The organism is Streptomyces sp. NBC_01296 (assembly GCF_035984415.1).
Classification (GTDB): domain Bacteria; phylum Actinomycetota; class Actinomycetes; order Streptomycetales; family Streptomycetaceae; genus Streptomyces.
Genome location: NZ_CP130720.1, coordinates 8,248,842 through 8,271,568 on the forward strand (window position 1 = coordinate 8,248,842; position 22,727 = coordinate 8,271,568).

Annotated in this window: 18 protein-coding genes; 11 read left to right on the forward strand and 7 right to left on the reverse strand. The window is 72.1% G+C overall.

The features are described 5' to 3' along the window. The first annotated feature begins 114 nt into the window (after nt 1-114). From OG299_RS37485 to OG299_RS37505, 5 genes are all read left to right on the forward strand, one after another. The gene (locus OG299_RS37485) at nt 115-1,467 is read left to right on the forward strand and encodes a discoidin domain-containing protein (protein WP_327364009.1); all 1,353 of its coding nucleotides are present in this window, start codon (nt 115-117) and stop codon (nt 1,465-1,467) included. After that, a complete protein-coding gene (locus OG299_RS37490; protein ID WP_327364010.1) occupies nt 1,467-2,717 on the forward strand; it encodes an MFS transporter in 1,251 nt (416 codons plus the stop codon). Before OG299_RS37485 ends, OG299_RS37490 begins: the two co-directional genes overlap by 1 nt. Continuing rightward, nucleotides 2,714-3,700 (forward strand): TolB family protein, encoded by a 987-nt coding sequence (locus tag OG299_RS37495; protein WP_327364011.1) that lies wholly within the window; start codon nt 2,714-2,716, stop codon nt 3,698-3,700. Before OG299_RS37490 ends, OG299_RS37495 begins: the two co-directional genes overlap by 4 nt. Before the next feature lie 532 nt (nt 3,701-4,232). Further along, nucleotides 4,233-4,565, forward strand: a complete 333-nt coding sequence (locus OG299_RS37500; protein ID WP_266633091.1) for a prealbumin-like fold domain-containing protein — start codon at nt 4,233-4,235, stop codon at nt 4,563-4,565. 306 nt (nt 4,566-4,871) lie between these two features. Further along, nucleotides 4,872-5,483 (forward strand): RICIN domain-containing protein, encoded by a 612-nt coding sequence (locus tag OG299_RS37505; protein WP_327364012.1) that lies wholly within the window; start codon nt 4,872-4,874, stop codon nt 5,481-5,483. A 78-nt stretch (nt 5,484-5,561) separates the two neighbouring features. On the opposite strand, the gene OG299_RS37510 is transcribed toward OG299_RS37505, so the two are convergent. After that, nucleotides 5,562-6,479 (reverse strand): hypothetical protein, encoded by a 918-nt coding sequence (locus tag OG299_RS37510; protein WP_327364013.1) that lies wholly within the window; start codon nt 6,477-6,479, stop codon nt 5,562-5,564. A gap of 125 nt (nt 6,480-6,604) precedes the next feature. Further along, nucleotides 6,605-7,078: a CAP domain-containing protein gene (locus tag OG299_RS37515; protein WP_327364014.1), complete on the reverse strand. Its 474-nt coding sequence runs from the start codon at nt 7,076-7,078 to the stop codon at nt 6,605-6,607. A 444-nt stretch (nt 7,079-7,522) separates the two neighbouring features. Between OG299_RS37515 and OG299_RS37520 the strand changes: the two genes are divergently transcribed. Together OG299_RS37520 and OG299_RS37525 are read left to right on the forward strand one after the other, a co-directional pair. Then, a complete protein-coding gene (locus tag OG299_RS37520; RefSeq protein WP_327364015.1) occupies nt 7,523-8,326 on the forward strand; it encodes a M4 family metallopeptidase in 804 nt (267 codons plus the stop codon). Between the two features lie 218 nt (nt 8,327-8,544). After that, the gene (locus OG299_RS37525; RefSeq protein WP_266633097.1) at nt 8,545-10,011 is read left to right on the forward strand and encodes a multicopper oxidase family protein; all 1,467 of its coding nucleotides are present in this window, start codon (nt 8,545-8,547) and stop codon (nt 10,009-10,011) included. Between the two features lie 42 nt (nt 10,012-10,053). Here the strand turns inward: OG299_RS37525 and OG299_RS37530 are convergent, their stop codons facing one another. Then, nucleotides 10,054-10,596, reverse strand: a complete 543-nt coding sequence (locus OG299_RS37530) for an EF-hand domain-containing protein (protein WP_327364016.1) — start codon at nt 10,594-10,596, stop codon at nt 10,054-10,056. 272 nt (nt 10,597-10,868) lie between these two features. Here OG299_RS37530 and OG299_RS37535 point away from each other — a divergent pair, with 272 nt between their 5' ends. The 3 genes from OG299_RS37535 to OG299_RS37545 all read left to right on the forward strand — a co-directional run bounded on the left by OG299_RS37535 (nt 10,869) and on the right by OG299_RS37545 (nt 14,223). Beyond that, the gene (locus OG299_RS37535; protein ID WP_327364017.1) at nt 10,869-12,746 is read left to right on the forward strand and encodes a glycoside hydrolase family 15 protein; all 1,878 of its coding nucleotides are present in this window, start codon (nt 10,869-10,871) and stop codon (nt 12,744-12,746) included. Between the two features lie 207 nt (nt 12,747-12,953). Then, nucleotides 12,954-13,454 carry a DUF8189 domain-containing protein gene (locus tag OG299_RS37540; RefSeq protein WP_327364018.1) on the forward strand — a complete coding sequence of 167 codons (501 nt, stop codon included), beginning with the start codon at nt 12,954-12,956 and terminating at the stop codon, nt 13,452-13,454. Nucleotides 13,455-13,680: 226 nt separating this feature from the next. Then, a complete protein-coding gene (locus tag OG299_RS37545) occupies nt 13,681-14,223 on the forward strand; it encodes a hypothetical protein (protein ID WP_266633105.1) in 543 nt (180 codons plus the stop codon). Between the two features lie 291 nt (nt 14,224-14,514). Here the strand turns inward: OG299_RS37545 and OG299_RS37550 are convergent, their stop codons facing one another. Continuing rightward, nucleotides 14,515-15,744, reverse strand: a complete 1,230-nt coding sequence (locus OG299_RS37550; RefSeq protein WP_327364019.1) for a cytochrome P450 — start codon at nt 15,742-15,744, stop codon at nt 14,515-14,517. A gap of 414 nt (nt 15,745-16,158) precedes the next feature. Between OG299_RS37550 and rph the strand changes: the two genes are divergently transcribed. Beyond that, on the forward strand, nt 16,159-18,759 hold the full coding sequence (rph, locus tag OG299_RS37555; RefSeq protein WP_327364020.1) for a rifamycin-inactivating phosphotransferase: 2,601 nt from the start codon (nt 16,159-16,161) through the stop codon (nt 18,757-18,759). A 53-nt stretch (nt 18,760-18,812) separates the two neighbouring features. Here the strand turns inward: rph and OG299_RS37560 are convergent, their stop codons facing one another. From OG299_RS37560 to OG299_RS37570, 3 genes are read right to left on the reverse strand one after another with little or no spacing between them, the layout of a single operon-like run. Continuing rightward, entirely contained in the window at nt 18,813-20,255 is a 1,443-nt protein-coding gene (locus tag OG299_RS37560) for an aminobutyraldehyde dehydrogenase (protein ID WP_327364021.1), read from the reverse strand. Next, nucleotides 20,248-21,561, reverse strand: a complete 1,314-nt coding sequence (locus OG299_RS37565) for a flavin monoamine oxidase family protein (protein ID WP_327364022.1) — start codon at nt 21,559-21,561, stop codon at nt 20,248-20,250. Before OG299_RS37565 ends, OG299_RS37560 begins: the two co-directional genes overlap by 8 nt. A gap of 55 nt (nt 21,562-21,616) precedes the next feature. Continuing rightward, nucleotides 21,617-22,723 carry an ABC transporter ATP-binding protein gene (locus OG299_RS37570; RefSeq protein WP_327364023.1) on the reverse strand — a complete coding sequence of 369 codons (1,107 nt, stop codon included), beginning with the start codon at nt 22,721-22,723 and terminating at the stop codon, nt 21,617-21,619. Nucleotides 22,724-22,727 lie beyond the last annotated feature (4 nt).

The following is a 22,727-nucleotide window of genomic DNA, read 5'->3' on the forward strand; positions in this document are numbered from 1 at the left end:
AGAGCTCTGACCCGGCCGCCGTGACGCTGTCCCCTGCTCGCCCCCATGGTCCGGGGGTGGCGTTCTCCGCACCGGTGTCCAGCTCTCGCCGTTCCCAGCCCAAGGAGTCCAGGCATGCACCTGTACGCCTCCACCCCACCCACCGCATCGGGCCGTCGACTTCGGCCCGCCCTCCTCGTCGTGACCGCCGTGCTCGCGCTCGTCGCCGGGCTGCTCCTCGCCTGGCCCGGCCGGGCCGGGGCCGCCGCCGACCCGCTCATCTCACGCGGCAAGCCCGCCACCGCCTCCTCCACGGAGAGCTCCTCCCTCGGCGCCGCCAACGCCTTCGACGGCGCCGCCTCGACCCGCTGGGCCAGCGTCGAGGGCAAGGACCCGCAGTGGATCCGCGTCGACCTGGGGGCCGCCGCCACCGTCTCCCGGGTCAAGCTGACCTGGGAGTCCGCCTACGCCAAGGCCTACCGCGTCGAGGTTTCCGCCGACGGCGCGACCTGGACCAGGATCGCCGAGGAGAAGGCCGGCAACGGCGGCACCGACGACCTCGCCGGCCTCTCCGGCAAGGGCAGGTACCTGCGCGTGTACGGCACCGCGCGCGGCACGGCGTACGGCTACTCCCTCTTCGAGGCCGAGGTGTACGGCACCGTGGACGGCGGCCCGCCCCCCGGCGGCGGCGCCTTCACGGTCGTCGCGGCCGGTGACATCGCCGCCCAGTGCACGGCCTCCGACAGCGGCTGCGCGCACCCGAAGACCGCCGCCCTGGCCCGGCAGATCGACCCGAAGTTCTACCTCACGATGGGCGACAACCAGTACGACGACGCCCGGATCGCCGACTTCCGCGCCTACTACGACAAGAGCTGGGGCACCTTCAAGGCCAAGACCCACCCCGTACCCGGCAACCACGAGACGTACGACCCGGCCGGCTCCCTCGCCGGATACAAGGCGTACTTCGGGAACATCGCCTACCCGCAGGGCAAGAGCTACTACAGCTTCGACGAGGGCAACTGGCACTTCATCGCCCTCGACTCCAACGCCTTCGACCAGGCCGCCCAGATCGACTGGCTCAAGGCCGACCTCGCCGCCAACGGCAAGCAGTGCATCGCCGCCTACTGGCACCACCCGCTCTACTCCTCGGGCGGACACGGCAACGACCCCGTCTCCAAGCCCGTCTGGAAGATCCTCTACGGCGCCAAGGCCGACCTGGTCCTGAACGGACACGACCACCACTACGAGCGGTTCGCCCCGCAGAACCCGGACGGCAAGGCGGCCTCCGACGGGATCGTGGAGATCGTCGGCGGCATGGGCGGCGCCGAGCCCTACCCGATCGAACAGGTGCAGCCCAACAGCCAGAAGCGCATCAGCGGCCAGTACGGGGTCCTGAAGCTCGACTTCGCGGACTCGGGCTACAGCTGGACCTACGTCGGCAGCGACGGGCAGGTCAAGGACACCAGCCCGAAGTACAGCTGCCACTGATGTACCTGGCCAACACCGGCCGCCCGGACGCGCCGCCCCGCCCCTTCGGGGCCCGGCGGCGCGTCCCCGCCACCGTCATCGCGCTGGGAGCGGTCAGCCTCGTCACCGACGTCTCCTCCGAGATGGTCACGGCCGTGCTGCCGCTCTACCTCGTCCTGGGCCTCGGCCTCTCACCGCTCCAATTCGGCTTCCTCGACGGCATGTTCAACGGAGCAACCGCCCTCGTGCGGCTCCTCGGCGGCCGACTCGCCGACCGCGGCGGCCACCACAAGAGGGTCGCCGGCGCGGGCTACCTGCTCTCCGCCCTCTCCCGGCTCGGACTGCTCCTCGCCGCCGGCGCCACCGCGGGGATCGCCGCCTCGCTCGCCTCCGACCGCCTCGGCAAGGGTGTGCGCACCGCCCCGCGCGACGCGCTGATCTCGCTCAGCGGCCCGCCGGAGACACTGGGCCGGGCGTTCGGCGTGCACCGGGCCATGGACACCACCGGCGCCCTGCTGGGCCCGCTCGCCGCCTTCGCCGTGCTGTGGGCGACCGCCGACGCCTACGACGCGGTGTTCGCCGTCAGCTTCTGCACGGGCCTGCTCGGCGTGCTCCTGCTCGTGCTGTACGTCCCCTCCGTCGCCCCCGCACCACCGGTCCGGCCAACGCCCCTTCAGCACAGCGCACTTCGGGACCCCGCCCACCGCCGGATCCTCTACGCCGCCTCCCTGCTCGGAGCCGCCACCATCGGCGACTCCTTCCTCTACCTGCTCCTCCAGCGCGGCCTCGACCTGCCGCCCGCCCTGTTCCCGCTGCTGCCGCTCGGCGCCGCCGCCGGATACCTGCTGCTCGCCGTCCCGGCCGGCCGGATCGCCGACCGCGTCGGGCGCGGGCTGCCGTTCCTGGCCGGACACGCCGCGCTGCTCGGCGCGTACGCCGTCCTGCTCCTCCCCGTGGCCTGGCCGACCGTGGCCGCGGTGCTGGCACTCCTCGCCGTCTTCTACGCCTCCACCGACGGGGTCCTGATGGCGCTGGCCGGGCCCGTACTGCCCGCGCACCGCCGCGCCGGCGGGCTCGCGGTGCTCCAGACCGGCCAGGCGCTGGCCCGGCTGCTGGGCGCCGCGGGCTTCGGGGCCGCCTGGACGTTCTGGGGGCAGGGGCCCGCCCTGTGGACGGCGGCGCTCGCGCTCGCGGGGGCGCTCGCGGCAGCCTGGCGCCTTCTGCCCGCCCCCGCCCCTGCCCCCGCCCTCGACGCCCCGGAGACACCGTGAACCCCCGAGCGCCACAACTCCGCCGACTCGCCCTCGTCGTGCTCGCCGTCCTGCTGCTCGGGTGCGGCTCCCTGGGCTACGTACTGCACGCCAGGCACCGCGAACTGCCGACCACGGCCGCAGGCGGATCGTTCAGCCTGGCCGAACCGGGGCTCTACTACCGGGACTCGGCCACCGGACGGGTCGCCCGCCAGAGCGGCACCGGCGGGCCGCCCGCCACGGGAGGCCCCGCCTGCGAGCGCTTCCACGCCGCGGGGGAGCGCGCCCTGTGCCTGCGCAAGCTGCCCGGCATCCCGGCCCGCACCGAGGCCCTCGTACTGGACCGGCAGCTGCGCGAGGTCCAGCGCGTGACCGTACCCGGCATCCCCAACCGGGCCCGCGTCTCGGCCTCGGGCAACGTACTGTCCTGGACGGCCTTCGCGATCGGCGACTCGTACGCCACGACCGGCTTCTCCACCCGGACCTCCATCCTGGACCTGCGCACCGGCTACCTGATCAAATCGATGGAGGAGATCCCGCTGACCATCGACGGGACCCGCTACCACGCGCCCGACGTCAACTACTGGGGAGTGACCTTCGCCCGGGACGACAACCGCTTCTACGCCACGGTGTCGACCAAGGGCCGCACCCACCTGGTCGAGGGGAACCTGCACGACTGGTCGGCGAAGGCCCTGCGCGAGAACGTCGAATGCCCGTCCCTGTCACCGGACAACACCCGTATCGCCTTCAAGAAGAAGGTCTCCGACGACCCTGCCGCACCCTGGCGGCTGTACGTCCTGGACCTGGCTGACCTGCGCGAACACCCGCTGGCGGAGCCGCACAGCGTCGACGACCAGGCGGCCTGGCTGGACGACGGGACCGTCGGCTACGCCCTCCCGGACGGCGAAGGCCGCGCCGGCGGCATCTGGTCGGTCCCGGCGGACGGCACGGGCGAACCCCGCCTCCTGGTCCCCGGCGGCTCCTCCCCGGCCGCCGCGAGCTGAAAGGAGGCGGCCGGCTGATGAGTGGGCCGCTCCGGATCACCGGCCCCGCCGTCCGGAGGCGCCGGCCCCGACCGCAGCCGGCACTCTCCTGCGGAAGGCACCCGCATCCGGTCCGAAGCCGTTCGAGTGGGCATACGGACGGAACGCCGCAGTACGGGAGTGTCGCCGTCCTTCCCCCACCGTCCGGCTCGATCATGTCGTGCCGTGACATCTCGTGAACTCCGCTCGACATGGACTTCGTGGCGTTCCCGGGTCTTCGGGATGGCGGCGGCCGCTCTGCTGGCCGCGGCCCCGTCGTACGCCGCGGCGGCAGAGCCGTCCCCCGACGGGGCTCCGTTGGGCGGCTACGGCGCGGCAGCCGTGTGCCCACCGGGTCACGACGGCTGGTTCGCACCCCCACAGCCATGCGGCCCTCTCCAGCCGCCCCTGCCGTCCCCCACGGCACTGCGGCCCCTGCCGCCAGCCGCGTCACTGCCCCGACGGCTCGCCCGACTGCGACGGGCCCGGCTCGCCCGAGACCGGTGAGGTCACCGTGATCAAGGAGGACGCGGATACGGAGAACCGCCTGGCCGGCGCGGTCTTCCAGCTGTGGGAGGAGACCAACGGCATCCCGGGCCTCCAGCCCACCGGCTTCCAACCCGACACCGACATCGAGGGCCCCTGCACCACCGGGGCCGACGGTGTGTGCTCCCGTACCGTGCCGTTCGGCCTCTACTACTGGGCGGAGACACAGGCGCCGCCCGGGTACGACTTGCCGCTGAACCCGGTGTCCCTCCCACTGGTACTGAATGAGGAGAATGCCGGTCAGGGCGTGACCACCGCGATCGGCAACACACGGGAATCCGGTGCGATCAAGAGCGAGTGATCCGGCCCGTCGAGGCACGGCCCGGCCGCCGGCCACATCCGCCCCTCACGCACGTCCTGATCGCCGACACCTCATCGCCGCGGGACGCTCGGTCCGTCGAGTCCTGGCGGGTCGTGGCTCGACGTCGACTCGGACTTCCGACCCGGCTGCTGCATGCCCGCTGGCCGGATCGGCACTCTGACGCGACCGCGCCGGGCTGTGTTCAGCTACCTCCCGGCACGGCCACGCACCGGCACGCACTTCACCGGTGCCTCTTCGGCGTGCCGCCGCACGGCCCTTGCACGCCCCGATGAGGTAGGAGAGGTCATGCCCCGCATCACACGATGGACCGCGGTCACCGCCGTCGCCTTCGCCACCGTACTGGCCGCAACGCCCGGCGCCGGCGCGGCCGAAGGATCTGCCGCCGAGGCCAAGGCGGCGCCCCGCCCGGTGTACTGGACGGCGCAGCCGCAGGGTGTGACGGCCGCGGCGCCGCAGCGATTGCTGAACCAGGCCGTGCGGATCACCAACGACTTCGCCAAACGTCCCACCACCCAGTGCCTGGACGTCGACGCCAACGGCGGCGGCAACGGCACGGTCGTCCAGGTCTGGCAGTGCAACGGCACCACCCAGCAGCGCTGGTACCTCTGGAACAACGGCGCGCTCGAGAGCTATCGCTTCCCCGGCAAGTGCCTGGACGCGGACCTCAACGGGGGTGGCAACAACGGAACCAAGGTGCAGATCTGGGACTGCAACAACACACCCCAGCAGAGCTGGTCCCACCCCTCGGGCGACCGAGCCCTCTACAACGCCCGCTTCTACGGCGGCGGCAACATCGTCATGGACCGCGACGCGAACGTCCTGGGGAACGGCGCCCGCGTCCAGTTGTGGCAGAAGAACTTCCAGTCACAGCAGTGGTGGGACGTATGGACCGACTGACCCGGTAGTGGGGCAGCCCTGCACGGCGTCCGGACGTACGGCGCGGTGTGTCGTCTCGGCCGACCGGCCGGCCGGCGGTCATGGGCTCGGTGTGCCGGGCCGTCGGCGGTGGGGGAGCGGGCGGGTGTAGCGGCGGTGCAGTGCTGCGCGCGCGGCCTCGAAGGCGGTTTCGCCGCAGGAGGCCGGTCCCGCGGCGACGTCGGACAGGGCATGGAGCCGGGTGCGCTCCTCGGCGGCCATGGTTTCGCAGGCCCGCAGCATGTCCAGGGTCGGGGCTCCCGCGTTGACCACCAGGACGGGCGCGTCCGGTGCGGCGGGCATCTTGAGGGGGAAGGTGACCAGCGACAGGACGGCGAGGCGGTCGCGGCTTTCGGCCCGGGCCCTGACCGTGCCCGTGGTGGCGGCCAGGTGCCCGCCGGCCGCCGTCACGTCGTGGAGCAGCCGCAGCGGGCCGGTCTCGGCCGACCGGCGGGAGCGCCGGGGCGTCACGAGCGGGTCCCGGGCGGCGATTTCGTTGCAGGCGAGCTCCAGGCGGCGGGCCACGCGCGGATCACGGAGGCCGGAGGCGAGGGCGAGGGCGTACGGGGCCAGGTGGCCGTCGATCAGGTCGTCGAGCGGCAGCAGCTTGAGGGTGCGGGCCCGCAGCAGCCAGGCCACCTCCAGCCGGTAGCGGCCGTTGGGGTCGACGGCCTCCAGCTCGAGGCCGCTGTGCCAGCTGACGTTGACCCGGTCACGGCGGTCATCCGTGGGGGCAACCTCGACGTGCACGTCCGCAACGGACCAGCGGCGGTCCCCGTACTCGGCGAGCGGCAGGCACAACTCCCCACCGGGGGCCAGGGTGCCGGCCGGTGCCAGGCCGCTCAGGGTGGTGGTACCGGAGGGACGCGAGTGCAGCACGGCGCCGTCGAGGCGAACCGGCAGGAGGCCGTCGGCGAACGTCAGCACCGCCGCCCCGGGGCAACCTCGATCCGGCTCGGCCGTCATCGTGAGATCCATGACGGACCGATACCAGGGCCGAGGTGCCCACGCAGGACGCCGCGCCGGTGAAGGGTGTGTCGGCGCCGGGCCCGTCGAAGGGAGGTCGGACCGGGCCGGGCCGATGGCGGCCCGTCCGGGTCCGGTCAGGCGTAGCGGCAGACCGTCACGCCGGTTGTGGCACCGCACCCCATCTTCGTGTAATTCTTCTGAACCATGTTCCAGTAGTGGCCCCAGTTCCTGTATCCGGGGTCATTCGTGTTCCAATTCGGGCCGGCCGCGTCGTAGGCGGCCTTCTCTCCGGCCCACTGCGACACCGCCTGGGATGGCGCGACACTCGACATGTTCTCGGCTCCGTTGTTGAAGCTCGTGTCGTGCGCGAGCCCACTGGCGTGGGAAGCGGGGTTGTCGGCCCATGCCTGCGCGCCTGAGGCGAGCGCCGCGTCCCAGGCGATGGGCGGCGCGCCTTCCGTTTGACGTATCGCATTGGTGCTGCTCAGGATGGCCGCCTGGTCGGCGGGGCTGACCTCGGCGGGAAGGCTGGTCGAGACTGCGGCGGACGCCGTTGCGCCCGCCCCCAAGACCATTCCTCCGGCCATCAGCGTTGCCGCAACGGCCATGGCCTGACGGCGTGCACGAGAAAGTCTTGTCGTTGCGACTCCCTGGTCGCGCGGAAACAGCGGAGAGTGCCGGCGCGGTTCGCGACCGTCAACCGTCATAGGAGGGGGCAACACGGCCGGCAAGCACGATGGTGAGTGAGCCATCGGCGACGCGGTGTTCTTGTAGGGGCGGCTCATGGCCGCCTCCCCTACGGCCGGCGTATGTCCACGTGACGGGCGTGGCGCCCGGGGCCGCGGGGGAAAGTGAATGTGCGCGGCTTCGCCTGGAGGGAATCCAGGCGGTGCCCGGGGGACGGCATGCCTCGAGCCCCGACGTGTTCAACGCCGAGATCGACACGGTCCGTGCCTACTTCGCGCCGGTCCTGATGAGTTGACGACGCCGACCTGACTGATCGAGCAGGTGATGGCGCCGCCACGGCCGGGTCCCCTGTCAGCATGCCCGTCATGACTGAGAGTGCATCTGTAGGTCCGGTCCGCAGGATATGGGACGGCCGGAACGATCCCGACAGCCCGGTGTCGGCGCGCGAGGAGGGGGGAGCCCCGAGCGGCGACGCATTGGTGGACGGCGCCTATGACGCCCTCGGCGTCACCTGGGACTTCTTCCGCACGGTGTACGGCCGCAACTCGATCGACGGCAGGGGCGGTCCCGTCGAGGCGGTCCTGCGCACCGGGGAGCCGGGCGTGGCCTGGCAGCGGTCGCGCATCCTCCTCGGCGACGGCGGGGTCCCGGCTGTGGAGGCGCTCGCCGAGCAGTTCACGGCCGGCATCATCCACCACACCGCCGAGCTGGAGTCGTACGGTGAGCCCGGCGCGCTCGCCGTTTCACTCGGGAACGTCTTCGGTGTCCTGGCCCAGCAGTACGGCCTGCAGCACACGGTGCAGGAAGCGGACTGGCTGTTCGGCCAGGGCGTCCCGTCCTCCGACGGAGCCGGCGGCTCCCTCAAGGATCCCGCCCGGTTCCACCAGGCGGCCCACATGGCCGACTACGACGACACCGCCGGCGACGACGGGGGCGTCCACGCCAACGCGGGGATCCCGAGCCGCGCGTTCTACCTCGTCGCGACCGAGCTGGGCGGCCACGCCTGGGACCGGGCCGGGCGCATCTGGTACAAGGCGCTGATGGAGTACGCCGCCAGGACCACCAACTTCTCCGCCTTCCGCTACGCGACCATCGGCGCCGCCCGGGACCTCGACTGGTCGACGGACGTGGTGGCCAAGGCGTGGAGCGCGGTCGGCGTGGAGCGCTGACCGCACTCCACGGGCTCGGGCCCCGGCAGCCGCGTACGGCTGCCGGGGCCCGCGTCGTGTCACCGGTCGTGCCGCTCGGCCGCCCGATCCGTGGCGCGATACCTGACATTCTTCCGCTTTGGGCAGAGGCCACCCTGCGTGCGGTCAGGATCATGAGGGAGGGCGTTCGACACGCGAACGCCAGTGCGTACTGCCATCGTTCGCAGGAGGACATTCGCATGGTCACCAGACGTCGCGTGCTCGTCGGCACGCTGGCCACGACGGGCGCGGGCCTGATCACCGGTGCCGGCCTGCTGCCCGTACTGCGCACCGCCACCGCGCAGGCCGCCGACGACGCGGGCCCGGCGGTCGCGCCCGCGCCGTTCACCGTGAAGTTGCCGCAGCTGCCCGTGCTCACCCCGTACTCCACCGAAGGCGGGCAGGACGCGTACCGCGTCACCGTCAAGGAGGTCTCGCGGGAGATCCTGCCCGGGGTGCAGACCAAAGTGCTGACCTACGACGGCCACTTCCCGGGGCCGGTGCTGCGGGCGCGCAGCGGCCGACCGGTGTCCGTCCGGCACCGGAACACCCTGGAGATGCCGATCGCCGTGCACCTGCACGGCGCAAGCGTTTCCCCGGAGAACGACGGCTCCCCGATGGACACCGTCGCCCCGGGCACGGCACGCACGTACGCCTACCCGAACCGGCAGCCCAACGCCACGCTGTGGTTCCACGACCACGCCCACCACATGGAGGCCGAGCACGTCTACCGGGGGCTGTCGGCGGCGTACATCCTCACCGACGACACGGAGCGGGCCCTGCCGCTGCCCTCCGGCAAGTACGAGATACCGATCGCGCTCCGCGACGCTCGTTTCGACGAGAACGGGCAGCTGGTCTACGCGATGGACGACTTCCGCGGCCGCACCACGCTGCTCGCCAACGGCCGCCCGAGCCCGTACCTGGAGGTCGCGGCCCGCAAGTACCGCTTCCGCCTGCTCAACACCTCCAACCTGCGCTTCTTCAAGCTGCGTCTCGCCGATGGCGGGCAGCTCGTACAGATCGGCTCCGACGGCGGCCTGCTGGAGCGCCCGTTCACCACCGACACCGTCTCGCTGTCCCCGGCGGAACGGGCCGACGTGGTCATCGACTTCTCCCGCTACCCGGTCGGCACGAAGATCGTCCTGGAGACCGCGATCGGCGGCGGAGCACCTGGTCAGGTCGGCAACGTGCTCCGGTTCGACGTGGTCCGCACCGCCCCCGACCCGAGCCGGGTCCCGGACGTGCTGCGCACCCTGCCGCCGGTGGACGAGCTGCCGAAGCCCGCCGTCGAGCGGCGCATCGTCTTCAGCATGGACGAGGACGGCCGCACCGACCCGCGCGGGCTGATCGACGGGCTCCAGTGGGACCCGGACCGGATCGACCAGACGGTCACGTTCGGGACCTCGGAGATCTGGACGGTGACCAACGCCAACAAGCTCATCCCGCACAACTTCCACATGCACCTGGTCCAGTTCCGGGTACTGGAGCGCGGCGGCGTCCCCGTCGGACCGGCTGAGGCGGGCCTGAAGGACACGGTCCAGCTCCTTCCCGGTGAGACGGTGAAGCTGCACGCCACCTTCGACGCGTACCGGGGCACGTACGTCTACCACTGCCACCTGCTGGACCACTCGGCGATGGGCATGATGGCCAACTTCCGCGTGCGGTAGCCGGATCCGGGCGGGGCCGGGCCCCGCCCGCTCACGGCCCGGCTATTGCGGTGCGGGCTCGTACAGCAGGGCCGCCAGCCCGTGCGCACTGCCCGCGCCGCTGAAGTCCTCCCACCTGATCGCACCGTCCCCGTCGGTGTCGATCAGGGCGAACGCCGCCGCCGCGCTCTGCGACGGCACGCCCTTGAGGGCCCGCCACACCGTGAACTCGTGGAGGTCCATCACCCCGTCACCGTCCCGGTCGGCCACGTGGAACTGCGCGTGGAGCACCGCCATCACCTCCGGTGAACCCGACAGCGCGCCTGAGCCGGCTTCCGAGGGCGGCAGGGACGCGAACCACTCGCGGTACTCCTCCCGCCTGATCTTCCCGTCCCGGTCGCGGTCGACCAGCTCGGCCTGGCGCTCCCACAGGGCCTGATTCGCCTCGATGAGGGCGCGTCCCTTCGGCGAGTTCGGCCCCGCGCCGTAAGACTGGAGGAACCGCTCCGCACTGGCCCGGTAGTCGTCCGCGGCCAGTACTCCGTCACCGTTCGTGTCCAGCCGATCGAAGATGTCGTCGGCCACTGCCACCTGCTCGCCGCCCATGCCGTGAGCGTACGCGGCTCCGCCGCCGCCCCTGCCGATTGCAGCCCCTGGGGGCGTGTCCCGGGGTTCGGCTTCCGATCGACACGCGCAACCGTCCCCGCTCGCTTCCGCTGTTTCTGTCACACGATCGGATGTCTGAACGCCTCGATCCGGTGGGACACGTCCCGCCCTCGCCTTCCCCCGGGTCTGCGGCCTGCATGGTGGGTCCAGCTTTCGGCGCCGTGGCACATCCCGCCCCGCGCGCCTGTCGAGTAACGGGAGGGCTGTACCCCATGGCAATCGCGAGGATCCTGCTGCCCGGTCTGCTCTCCTTCACGCTCACGGGCGTTCCCGCCGCGTTCCCGGACACCACGGCCGCCGTGTCCTACGAAGGGCAGGCCCGTCACGAGACGGCGCTGTTCAGCGTGAAGGCCACCAACAACGCCGCGGCCCAGGCGTTCACCGTCAATGGCTCCCGGCTGACCCGACTCAGCGTTTACCTGAGCAGCGGGGCCGCCACCGGGACCGTAACCGCACAGGTCCGCCGGGTTCGCGACGACGCGGGGTCGGTGGTCGCCTCGAAGACCCTCAACCTGGCCGCCCTGGGCGGCGCCGGCGCAGGCTGGCTCGAATTCCCCGTCAGCGCCGCCGTCACCGCGGGCGCCACCTACTACCTGTTCGTCCAGGCGACCACGGCAGAGAGCAGGCCGATCGCCTGGTACGGCACGCTCCAGTCCGTACCCGGCTCGCTGACCAGCTGGAACTACGACCGGTCGTACTGGGGAGGCTGGCACGCCTACGCCTCCCGGCTCGCCTTCCACGTCAATCCCACCGGCAGCGAGCGGTGTGGGGAGACCGAGCCCTGCTATGTGCCCGCCTCGGCGCTCGCAGCCCGCACGGCGGGGCTGCTGACGAACGGGGTGGACACCGAGGCCGTCCTGCCCTCCTTCGCCGTCGGCGCCTCCTACGTAGACGGGAGCAACGTGCTGCGCCTGCCCTCCGGCCGGTGGCGGTACCTTCCCACCGGTAGCTCCGCATCCCGCGTGGTCGCGGCCGACGACCCGGGCGCCCTGGCGCAGATCGACGAGAACCGTGCCTGGCTGGCCGCGGGTCAGGTGCCGGGGACCACCGCCGTGCGGCGGGCCGCGGTGCAGCGCGCCCTGCTGTCCATGCGGGCACTCCTCAAGCCCAACGGCGCGTTCGCCGCGGGGTGGTCGCCGGCTTGGGAGTACTCCTGGCCTCGGGACGGCGCTTTCGCCGCGGCCGCGTTCGCCGCCACCGGGCACGACGAGGAGGCGTACCGGATCCTGGGCTACGACGCGCGGACCCAGCGGGCCGACGGTACCTGGGAAGCGCGTACCAAGCTGGACGGCAGTGGACCGCCGGACGCACGCAAGTGGCAGCTGGACGGCAACGGCTGGGTTCCCTGGGCCACCTGGCAGTGGTACGGAGCGGCGCCGGCCGGCGACCGGGACGAACGGCTGCGCACGCTCTACCCGATGGTGCGCAAGGCGGCCGACTACGCCGCGCGGTCCCTGGGACCGGACGGGCTTCCGCCGGCATCCCCGGACTACTGGGAGCTGGACACGGCGACCACCAACATCGGTACGGCCGCTCCCCTCCTCGCCGGACTCAACGCTTCGGCCGACCTGGCCGCCCGGCTGGGCATGGGCGAAGACGCACAGCGCTGGGGGGACGCGGCCCGGCGCCTCTCCGCCGGCATCGCCGCCTTCGCCCCGCTGGGGTACCCGCGGACCGCTGACGGCAAGCACGGACGGGACAGCGCCGTGGCGTTCATGGCGCCCCCGTTCAACACCGCCCCGCCCGGTCTGGGCGCAGCGCTGGACTCCACCTACCGGGCGCTGCTGCTGCCCAACGGTGGCGTCTCGCCCGGCAACGACCCCGACTTCAGCTGGGGATCGTACGCCTGGACGGCCAGCACCTCCTTCTTCGCCCTCGCCTGGGCGGGAACCGGCGAGCAGACGAGGGCGAGCCAGACTCTGGACTGGGTGCTGTCCAAGAGGAACGGGCTGGGGGAGCTGCCCGAAACCGTGAACGGGGCCGGGCTGCCGTCCTCGGTCGCGCCCCTGGGCTGGACGGACTCGCTCGTCGTCCTCACCGCGTTGGCCCTGCAGGGCTCCCCCCAGCCCACCCCGCCGAACGCGCCCTGACCCGAAGCACCGCCCCGGGGCAGCAGCACCGCCGACACCCCGCGCGGGCGGAGCTCCGCCCGCGCGGGGTGTCCCCCGTTCGGCCCTATGCCGTCGGTCGGGGTGTCGCGCCGTGCCTGCCCCGGTGCCGGTACCGGGTCCTGCCCGCCCACGTGGCGTTCGTCGGCACCGGGGGGTCCGGCGATCGACGGCGCACTCGCGCACATCTTGCAGAGCAACACATGGTCGGACTGGCTGTCACTCGGCGGCAGTCTGGCAGGCACTCCCGCGGTCGGCCGCAACTGCGACGGCTACCTGGAGGTGCTCGCCCGCGGCACCGACGGCACCCTGAAGAACATCCGCCAGGACCCCGACTCGGACACCGGCACCGGATGGTCGGCGTGGCAGTCGCTCGATGACAGCGTGGTCATGGCCGGTGATCCCGCCATGGCCGTCAACCCGAGTGGCGGGTGGCTGGAGGCATTCGCCACCGGTGCCGACGGCAGCCTTTACCACATCTGCCAAAACTGCGACACCAGCACCGGATGGGCGAACTGGACATCCCTTGGCGGCGAACCGACACCCGCCACCCCGGCGGTCGCAGGCCACCCGGCGGGCGTGCGGGGGTTGGACGTCTTCGCGCGCGGCGCCAACGGCACCGTCCACCACCGCTGGCAGACCAACCCCCTCGACCCGTACGAGTGGTCGGACCGGCACGCGCTGGACTGATCCGGCACAACCGGGGTCCCGACGCGGGCCCCCTGCCGGCCGCCCGCGTGGAGCAGCCGGTCGGGGGCCGCGGCGAGACCCACTTCAGGACGTCTGGTGATGCCCTCAAGATCCGATGGGAAGGGCCAGGTCTCGTGCCAACTCGAGGCATCTGCGCTGAGTGGACGCGTCGCCGGGTGGGGATGGCCAGTCGTAGGGCGGGCCATGGCAGAGCAGGGGGATTTCCGTGGTTGATCAGCTATCGACCTTGATCGGCGTCGTAGTGGGCGCAGCCATGTCGTACGTGGTGGGGACGCTGCACGAGCGCACCCGCTGGCGACGGCAACAAGGAGCGCGGTGGGACGGATTGCTCCTGCAGGCGTACAGCGACTATGGCCAGGCGATCATGGACTGCGTGGTCGTCTACCAGCGGCTTGCCGCTCACCAGGGTTTGACCGAGGATCCGAGTCCCGTTGAGACGACAGGCGACGCTCTGGAAGAGGCTGCCAGGGCAGAGTTGCGACGCGCCGCCATGACCGAACCCCTGCGGCTGCTTGCCGATCCGGACACAGCCGCAGCGGTCCGCAAGTTGAACGATGCAGTTTGGCATCTCGAATGGCTGGCACGGGGCCGGCTAGCAGGAGAGGCCGCTGCCTGGGATGAGGCGTACAGCGCATACAGAACAGCTCGTCGGGCTTTCTACGAGAAGGCCCGGGCGAGCCTGCAAGTACCGGGTGAGGTCATCGCGGAACGACCCACGTGGCCGCCCTCCTGGCGGGCGAGCCGCTGACCGCGAGCCGATGCCGGCGAAGGCTGCGGGGTCGGTGCTGGCGGGTGGTGCATTCGTCCAGGGCGACTGGCGGTACGGGGTGTTCGTCCTGCCGCGGGGCGCGGCGGTGATCGTCACCACGGGACACTCCTATCGACTGCTCGGCCGCAGCAGGCCCGGCCGCGTTCGGGGCCGTGACCGCTCCTTCGGCAATTTCGTGCCCCCACTGTGCCTCCTGCGAGTGAAGCAGCTGTCGAAGATCGCCGATCTTTCCCCGGCGGGCAGGCGTCGGGCCGGGCGGCCTTCGCCGGGTCACCAGGTGACATACAGGGCCTGCGGTGAGCGGTGGATCAGCGTGGGCTGCATCTGCGGCCGTGGACGGCTCTGGTCCAGCCGCAGCTCCGGCATGCGGCGGAGGAACAGATCGAGTGTCAGGCGAAGCTGTTCGCGCGCCAGTTGGGAGCCGGGGCAGCCGTGGGGCCCGTATCCGAAGGCGAGGTGCTGCCGGTTCCCGGGCCGGGTGATGTCGAACTCCCCTGCCCGCTCGTACCGTTCCTCGTCGCGATTGGCCGAGCCGTACGCCACCATTAGGGTGGCCCCCGCGGGCAGTTGCGTCCCGGCGAGGGTCACCGGCCGGGTGGTGGTACGCCGGAATGCCTGGATGGCGGTGTCGTGGCGGGCGGCCTCCTCCACCGCCGCCGGGACCAGGGACGGGTCGGCGCGCAGCGTCTTCCACTGCCGCCGGTCGTCGCCGAGCAGGTGCAGCAGCGTCGTGCCGATGAGGGCGCTCGTGGTGAGGAATCCGGCGATGAGCAGGTTCTGCAGGCTCGTCACCAGTTCGTGGCGCTGCTCGAGGGTGAGCTCGGCGTCACCGGGGGCCAGGGCGGCCACCATGGCCGAGCACATGTCGTCCCGGGGCCGGGCGCGGCGGTCGCGGACGTACCCGTCCAACAGGTGCTGGAGCGCGACCACGTCCTCGGCGGCGGCCGCCTGCCCCTCGGGCGGCAGTGGGCGGAACAGCAGTTCCTCGGCCCGGTAGCCGCCGTGCACGGCGGCGGGTACGTCGGCGGGGTCCAGCCCGATCAGCCGTCCGACCACCATCCCGGGCAGCCGCCGGGCGTACGCCTCCACCAGTTCGGCGGACCCGGCCGCCGCGAAGCCGTCCACCAACTCCCCGGCGCACGCGCGGGCGTACGGCAGCAGGGCCGCCACCCGGGCGGCGGACAACCCCCGGTTCAACGGGGCGCGGAGCCGCCTGTGGGCCGCGCCGTCGCTGGACACGACAGTGGGCCGGGGCCCGAAGCCCCGGGGCAGGACGCCGAGCGCCGCTTCCGAGAGCGGGATGTCCGGCAGCAGGGCGTTGGCCGAGGAGAAGTCCTCCGCGCGCAGCAGCACTTCCCGTACGTCCCGGTCGCGCGCCACCAGCCAGGCGTCGAACTCGGGTACGTACAGCAGCCCCTCGGACCGGCGGGCGCGGTCGTAGAGCGGATACGGGTCGCGGTACAGCTCGTCACGCCGCGCCTGGTCGTCGTGCCATGCCACTGGGACCTCCGGATCACGGTCGGGACCGGGCGGGGGTCACGGCCGCGGGTGACCTCCGGTGCGCCGGGTCATCCTGCCCGAAACCCGCCCGGCCCGGTAGAGCGCCTGCCAGGAGGGGGTCGTCACTGCGGCGGGGCCGGTCCGACGAGGCATCGCGGAGGATGTCGAGAGGACGGCAAACGACAAAGGCAAGGAGAGCCCTCTCCCTGCCACTCTCAACCTATAGCGCACTGGGGGGCTTGCCGCAAGACCCCGGTCACGGCGCAGAATCGTCGGTCGGTGGCCCGAGACGGTGGTCCTACCTGCGGAAACATGGGCGCCGTGCTTGGCCAGAGGTTCGACAGAGGGGGAGGCGCCGGTGATCCGGCCTGTCATCGCAGTGCAACGGAGCAGGGCCGCCTCGGAGGTGTGGCAGTGATGGAGCAGTACGTGTGGGGCCTTCAAGACGTCGACGAGACGCAGTTCGCGGTCGTCGGCGGCAAGGGCGCGCATCTGGGCGGGCTGTCGCGGATCGAAGGCGTCCGGGTGCCGGGGGGCTTTTGCGTGACGGCGGACGCCTTCCGGCGGATCATGGCGGAAGCACCGGCGATCGGCGATCGGCTCGACGAGCTGTCCCGCATGGACCCGGACGACCGGGAGAGGGTCCGCACGCTCAGCGCGCAGATCCGCCGGACCATCGAAGGGACTCCCGTCCCGGGTGACCTCGCGGCGGCGATCACCGGCGCGCTCGGCCGGCTCGGCGAGGAAGCCGCGTACGCCGTCCGGTCCAGCGCGACAGCGGAGGACCTGGCGACGGCCTCCTTCGCCGGCCAGCACGACACGTACCTGAACGTCGTGGGACCGACGGAGATCCTCCGGCACGTCAGCCGGTGCTGGGCCTCGCTGTTCACCGAGCGGGCCGTGACGTACCGGCAGAGGAACGGCATCGACCACCGTACGGTCCACATGGCCGTGGTCGTGCAGCGGATGGCTTTCCCGCAGGCGTCCGGCATCCTGTTCACGGCCGACCCCGTCACGGGCGACCGGAAGGTCGCCACCGTGGACGCCGGCTTCGGCCTCGGCGAGGCCCTGGTCTCCGGCCTGGTGAACCCGGACGTCTTCAAGGTGCGGGACGGCGAAGTCGTCGCCAAGGCGATCGCCGCCAAACAGCGCGCGGTGACCGCCCTGCCGGCCGGCGGTACGCGGGAAGTGGCGATCGACGCGCAGCGCCGGGAACAGCCGTCGCTGACGGATGCGCAGGCCGTGCGGCTCGTACGGCTCGGGCGGCGGATCGAAGCGCACTTCGGCGGCCCGCAGGACATCGAATGGTGCCTGACCGACGACGACTTCCAGATCGTTCAGAGCCGGCCGATCACGACACTGTTCCCCGTCCCGGAAGCCGACGACGAGGAGAACCACGTCTACGTCTCCGTCGGCCACGGGCAGATGATGACCGACCCCATGAAGCCCCTGGGGTACTCCATGTGGCAGCTGACGGCCATGGTGCGGATGCACGAGGCAGGCGGGCGGCTGTTCGTCGACGTCACGCGGCGCCTGGCCTCACCCGCGAGCCGGGCCGGGCTGCTGGACGCCATGGGGAAGGGCGACCCGCTGATCAGGGACGCCCTGGAGACCGTCCTCGAGCGCGACGGCTTCGTCCCGCTGCTCCCGGACGCGGGTCCCGGCGGTCCGCCGGCCGGCGGTGCGCCCGCCCGGATCGAGACCGATCCCGCCCTTGTCACCGAGCTGATCGAGCGCAGCCGCGTGTCCATCGCCGCCTTGGAGCGCGACATCCGGACGAAGAACGGACCGGCGCTGTTCGACTTCCTGCTGGAGGCCTTCAAGGAGCACAAGCGAGTGCTCTGTGATCCGCTGAGCATGCAGGTGATCATGGCGGGGATGGAGGCCACCTGGTGGCTCAACGACAAGCTGCAGGTGTGGCTGGGCGAGAAGAACGCGGCTGACACGCTGACGCTGTCCGCCCCCGACAACATCACGTCCGAGATGGGACTGGCGCTCCTCGACGTCGCGGACGTGATCCGGCCGCGGCCGGAGGTGGTGGCGTTCCTGCAGGACGTCGACGACGAGGACTTCCTGGACGAGCTGGCGAAGCTCCCGGGCGGCGCCGAAGCACGCGATGCCATCGAGGCCTACCTCGACCGGTACGGCATGCGCTGCGTCGGCGAGATCGACATCACGCGGCCGCGTTGGCGCGAGCGACCGAGCACGATCGTGCCCGTGATCCTCGACAACGTGAGGAACTTCGAGCCGGGCGCCGCCGGGCGGCGCTTCGAACGGGGGCGGCAGAAGGCGCAGCAGAAGGAACAGGAGCTGCTGTCACGCTTGCGGACCCTGCAGGACGGGGACCGGAAGGCGGACGAGGTCAAGCGGATGATCGACCGGGTCAGAACCTTCATCGGGTACCGGGAGTACCCGAAGTACGGCATCGTCAGCCGCTACTTCGTCTACAAGCGGGCCCTGATGGAGGAGGCCGAGCGCCTCGTGCGGGCGGGCGTGATCCCGGAGAAGGACGACGTCTTCTACCTCACCTTCCAGGAACTCCACGACGTCGTGCGCTCGAACCGGGTGGACGACCAACAGCTCATCCAGCGCCGCAAGGACGCGTTCAGGGCCCACCACGCGCTCACACCGCCCCGGGTGCTCACCTCGGACGGTGAGGCCCTCACCGGGGCGTACCGGCGCGACGACGCACCGGCCGGGGCCCTGATCGGCGTACCGGTCTCCGCCGGGACCGTCGAGGGACGGGCCCGCGTCATCCTCGACATGGCGGAGGCCGATCTCGAAGAGGGCGACATCCTGGTCACGCCCTTCACGGACCCCAGCTGGTCGCCCCTGTTCGTCGGGATCGCGGGGCTCGTGACGGAGGTGGGCGGCCTGATGACCCATGGCGCGGTGATCGCCCGGGAGTACGGTCTGCCGGCCGTCGTGGGCGTGGAGAACGCCACCCGGCTGATCCGGGACGGCCAGCGGATCCGCGTGCACGGAACCGATGGGTACGTCGAACTCCTGCCGTGACCGACGGTCGGGCCGCACCACGTGCGCGGGCCGGTGCTTGCCCCGGGTGGAGCTCACAGCATGACGTGCTTGGCCTGGGTGTAGTCGAGGAGGCCGGACAAGGAGAGGTCGCTGCCGTAGCCGGAGTGTTTGACGCCGCCGTGGGGCATCTCGGAGACGGTGGTGCCGTGGGTGTTCACCCAGACGATGCCCGTGTGCAGGATCCGGGTCGCGCGCATGGCGCGGTCGTGGTCCGAGGTCCAGACGCCGGCGGCGAGGCCGAAACGGACGTCGTTGGCCAGGCGCAGGGCCTGTGTCTCGTCGGTGAACGGCTGGACGGTCACGACGGGGCCGAAGGTCTCCTCCTGCACGATCTCGTCGTCCTGGCGCACTCCCGCCACGACGGTGGGCTCGACGAAGAAGCCGGGTCGGGCGAGCCGCGCGCCGCCGGTGACGATCTCGGCGTGGGCCGGGAGGCGGTCGAGCTTGGCCCGTACCGAAGCGAGCTGGGCCGCGTTGTTGAGTGGCCCGAAGTCGGCGTCCGGGTCGCTCGGCGGGCCCGTGCGCAGCTTTCGCGCCGATGCCGCGAAGGCGGCGAGGAACGCGTCGTGCACCCGGTGGTGGACCAGGAGCCGGGTGGGCGCGGTGCAGTCCTGGCCGGCGTTGTAGTAGGCGACGGCGGCGAGGGCCGCGGCCGTCGCCTCGACGTCCACGTCGGCGTGGACGATGACGGGGGAGTTCCCGCCCAGCTCCAGGTGGACGCGTTTGAGGTCGGCCGCCGCGGCCGCCGCGATCTCCTGGCCGGCCCGCACACTGCCCGTGACCGCGATCAGGGCCACATCGCGGTGGGCGGTGAGTACCCGGCCGGTGTCGCGGTCGCCGCAGACGACGTTGAGGACCCCCGGTGGCAGGTGTGCGGAGGCGATCCGCGCGAGCAGCGCGGACGAGGACGGCGTCGTGTCGGCGGGCTTGAGCACGGTCGTGTTGCCGGCGGCGATCGCCGGGGCGATCTTCCACGCCGCCATCATCAGCGGGTAGTTCCACGGGGTGATCTGGGCGCAGACTCCGACCGGTTCGCGGCGCAGCAGGGAGGTACGGCCCGGCGTGTACTCGGCCGCGGCCGCGCCCGGGAGGTTCCGGGCCGCTCCGGCGAAGTAGCGCACCGTGTCGACGATCGCGGGCAGCTCCTCGTCCCTGAACTGCCGCACCGATTTGCCGGTGTCCGCGGTTTCCGCGGCCGTCAGGGCGTCCGCGTGCGCCTCCATCGCGTCGGCGAGGGAGAGCAGGGCGCGCTGCCGGACGGCCGGGGTGGTCGTGGACCAGTGCTCGTACGCGGCCGCCGCCGCCGAGACGGCGGCGTCGGTGTCGGCCCCGCCGGAGCGCGGGGCGCGGGCGTGCACCCGGCCGGTGGCGGGGTCGGTCAGTTCCATCGTCTCGCCGGAGGCGGCCGGCCGGTCCACGCCGCCGATGTGGTTGAGCAGCCTGTCGGTCAGGGCGTCGGTCACGGAGTCAGCCACGGCGCAGCACCTCCTCGGCGGTGTCGCGTCCGGTGCGCACGGCGCCCTCCATGTAGCCGGCCACCCACTGGTCGGACCCGCAGACGTAGAAGGGCGGTTCGTGGGTGCCGTGCCGGGGACCGACGGCCATCACGTCACCGGGGGTCCACTGGGTGACGTACCCCCGGGTCCACGGGTCGGTGCCCCACATGCGCAGGTACGTGGCGAGCGGGCGGTGCGCCTCGTCGCCGTAGAGGCGGGCGATCTCGCCGAGCAGTTCGGGTTCCCGCAGGTGGGCGGGTGTGCCCAGGAGTACGCCGAACCGTTCGGGCGGGACGAGGGCCGAGAGGATGCCCTCGCTCTGCGGCCAGGTGCTGCCGAGGACGCCTTCGCATTCGGAGAGGCCGCTGAGGCCACGGTCGCGCCAGAAGGGCCTGTCGTACGCGGCGGTGAACTTGGCGGCGAGGGCGTGCCGCTGGCGGTGCAGGGAGGCGAGGCGGCCGTCGCTGACACCGGTGACGGCGACCGAGCGCAGAGGGCCGACGGGGAGGGCGCTGACGACGGCTGCCGCGGTCAGGGTCTCGCCGCCGGCCAGGCGTACGGAGCAGCGACCGGGCGACACCGCGACCGCCTCGGCCGCGGAGCCGGTCCGTATCCGCCCGTCGAGGGCGTCGGCCATGCGCAGGGCCACGGTCGCCGAGCCCTCGGCCACCCGCAGGCCCTCCCACGCCTCGTACTCGTAGTGGCCGGTGCCGGGTACGGCGGCGTGTTTGCGCAAGGAGGCGAGCAGGGAGGTGCGTTCGCAGGAGCCGTCGGCGAGGGCGAGCTGTCCGATCTCCCAGAGGCGTACGACGGCCGGGGTCGCGCCCTCGGCGCGCAGCCAGTCGCCGACGGACAGCCGGTCCAGGGCGGTGGCCCCGGGGTGGGACCACGGGTCGTCCGGGTCGACGGTGCGGGCGAGCGCGGCGAAGGCGGCGGTGACCTTCCGGTGGCAGGCTTCGTCGCCGGGCCCGAACCAGTGGGGCGGTTCGGCGGCGGAGACTCCTTCGGGGGTGGCGCGGACGAGGGAGCCGGGCTCGGCGACGTAGCTGGGGACCAGGGTGAGGCCCAGTTCGGCGACGAGGTCCGTGTAGGCGGTGTGGGACCGGCCGACCACCTCTCCGCCGAGTTGGACGAGGCGGCCGTCGGGAAGGCGGGCCTGCTCGACGCGTCCGCCGACCCGGTCGCGGGCCTCGACGACGAGTACGTCGGCGCCGCCCTCGGCCAGGTCGCGCGCGGCGGCAAGGCCCGCGAGGCCCGCGCCGAGCACGATGACGTCGTGGTTCATGGGGGTGTTCCTTCGCTGGGTGCGGGAAGGCGGCCGGGGCGGCGGCCCGGAGGGGTCAGTCGAGGACCAGGCAGTGTTCGGGCTTCCAGCCGATCTCGACGCGCTCGCCGCCGCTCCAGCGGTCCTCCATGCGGGAACGGTCGGTGTTCTGCTCCAGCACGGACACCGTCACGCCCGGCGCCAGTTCGATGAGGTAGGTGGTGGTCGCACCGCCGTAGACGGTCTCCCGTACGACTCCGCCCACCCGGGCCATGCCCGGTTCGAAGTCGGAGAGCCAGATCTTCTCCGGCCGGATCGAAAGGCTGACCGCGGTGCCGTCGGGGACCGCGGAGCGCAGGCCGACGGGCAGCGCGGGGCCCTGGTCCAGGACGACCTCGCCGGAGCGGTAGGTCCCGGAAACGAGGTTGGAGGTGCCCATGAAGGAGGCCGTGAAGGTGCCGGCGGGGCGCTCGTACACGTCCTCCGGCGTGCCGCACTGCTCGATGCGGCCCTCGTTCATGACCGCGATGCGGTCCGACATGGTCAGCGCCTCGTCCTGGTCGTGGGTGACGAAGACGAAGGTGATGCCGACCTCGCGCTGGATCTGCTTGAGTTCGACCTGCATCCGGCGGCGCAGTTTCAGGTCGAGGGCGGCCAGCGGCTCGTCCAGCAGCAGCACTTGGGGGCGGTTGACCAGGGCGCGGGCGAGGGCCACGCGCTGGCGCTGGCCGCCGGAGAGCGTGGGCGGCTTGCGGGCGGCCAGGTGCCCGAGCTGTACGAGGTCGAGCATGCCGGCGACCCGCTCGCGGATCTCGGCGCGGGCCACGCCCTTGCGCTTGAGGCCGAAGGCCACGTTGTCCGCGAGGGAGAGGTGGTCGAAGAGGGCGTAGCTCTGGAAGACGGTGTTGACGTTGCGCTTGTCGGGCGGCAGCCCGGTGACGTCCTCGCCGTCGAGCAGGACGCTGCCCTCCGTGGGATCGGCGAATCCGCCGATCATCCGCAGCAGGGTGGTCTTTCCGCAGCCGGAGGGGCCCAGGAGGGAGAAGAACTCGCCCGGGGCGATGTCGAGGGTGACGTCGTGGACGGCGTACGCGTCGGCGGCGCCGGCGTACCGCTTGCCGACCCGGTCGAGCCGGACTGCGGGGTGCGGGCGGGGGTGCGGGGGACGGGGAGGGTGCTGCATGGGG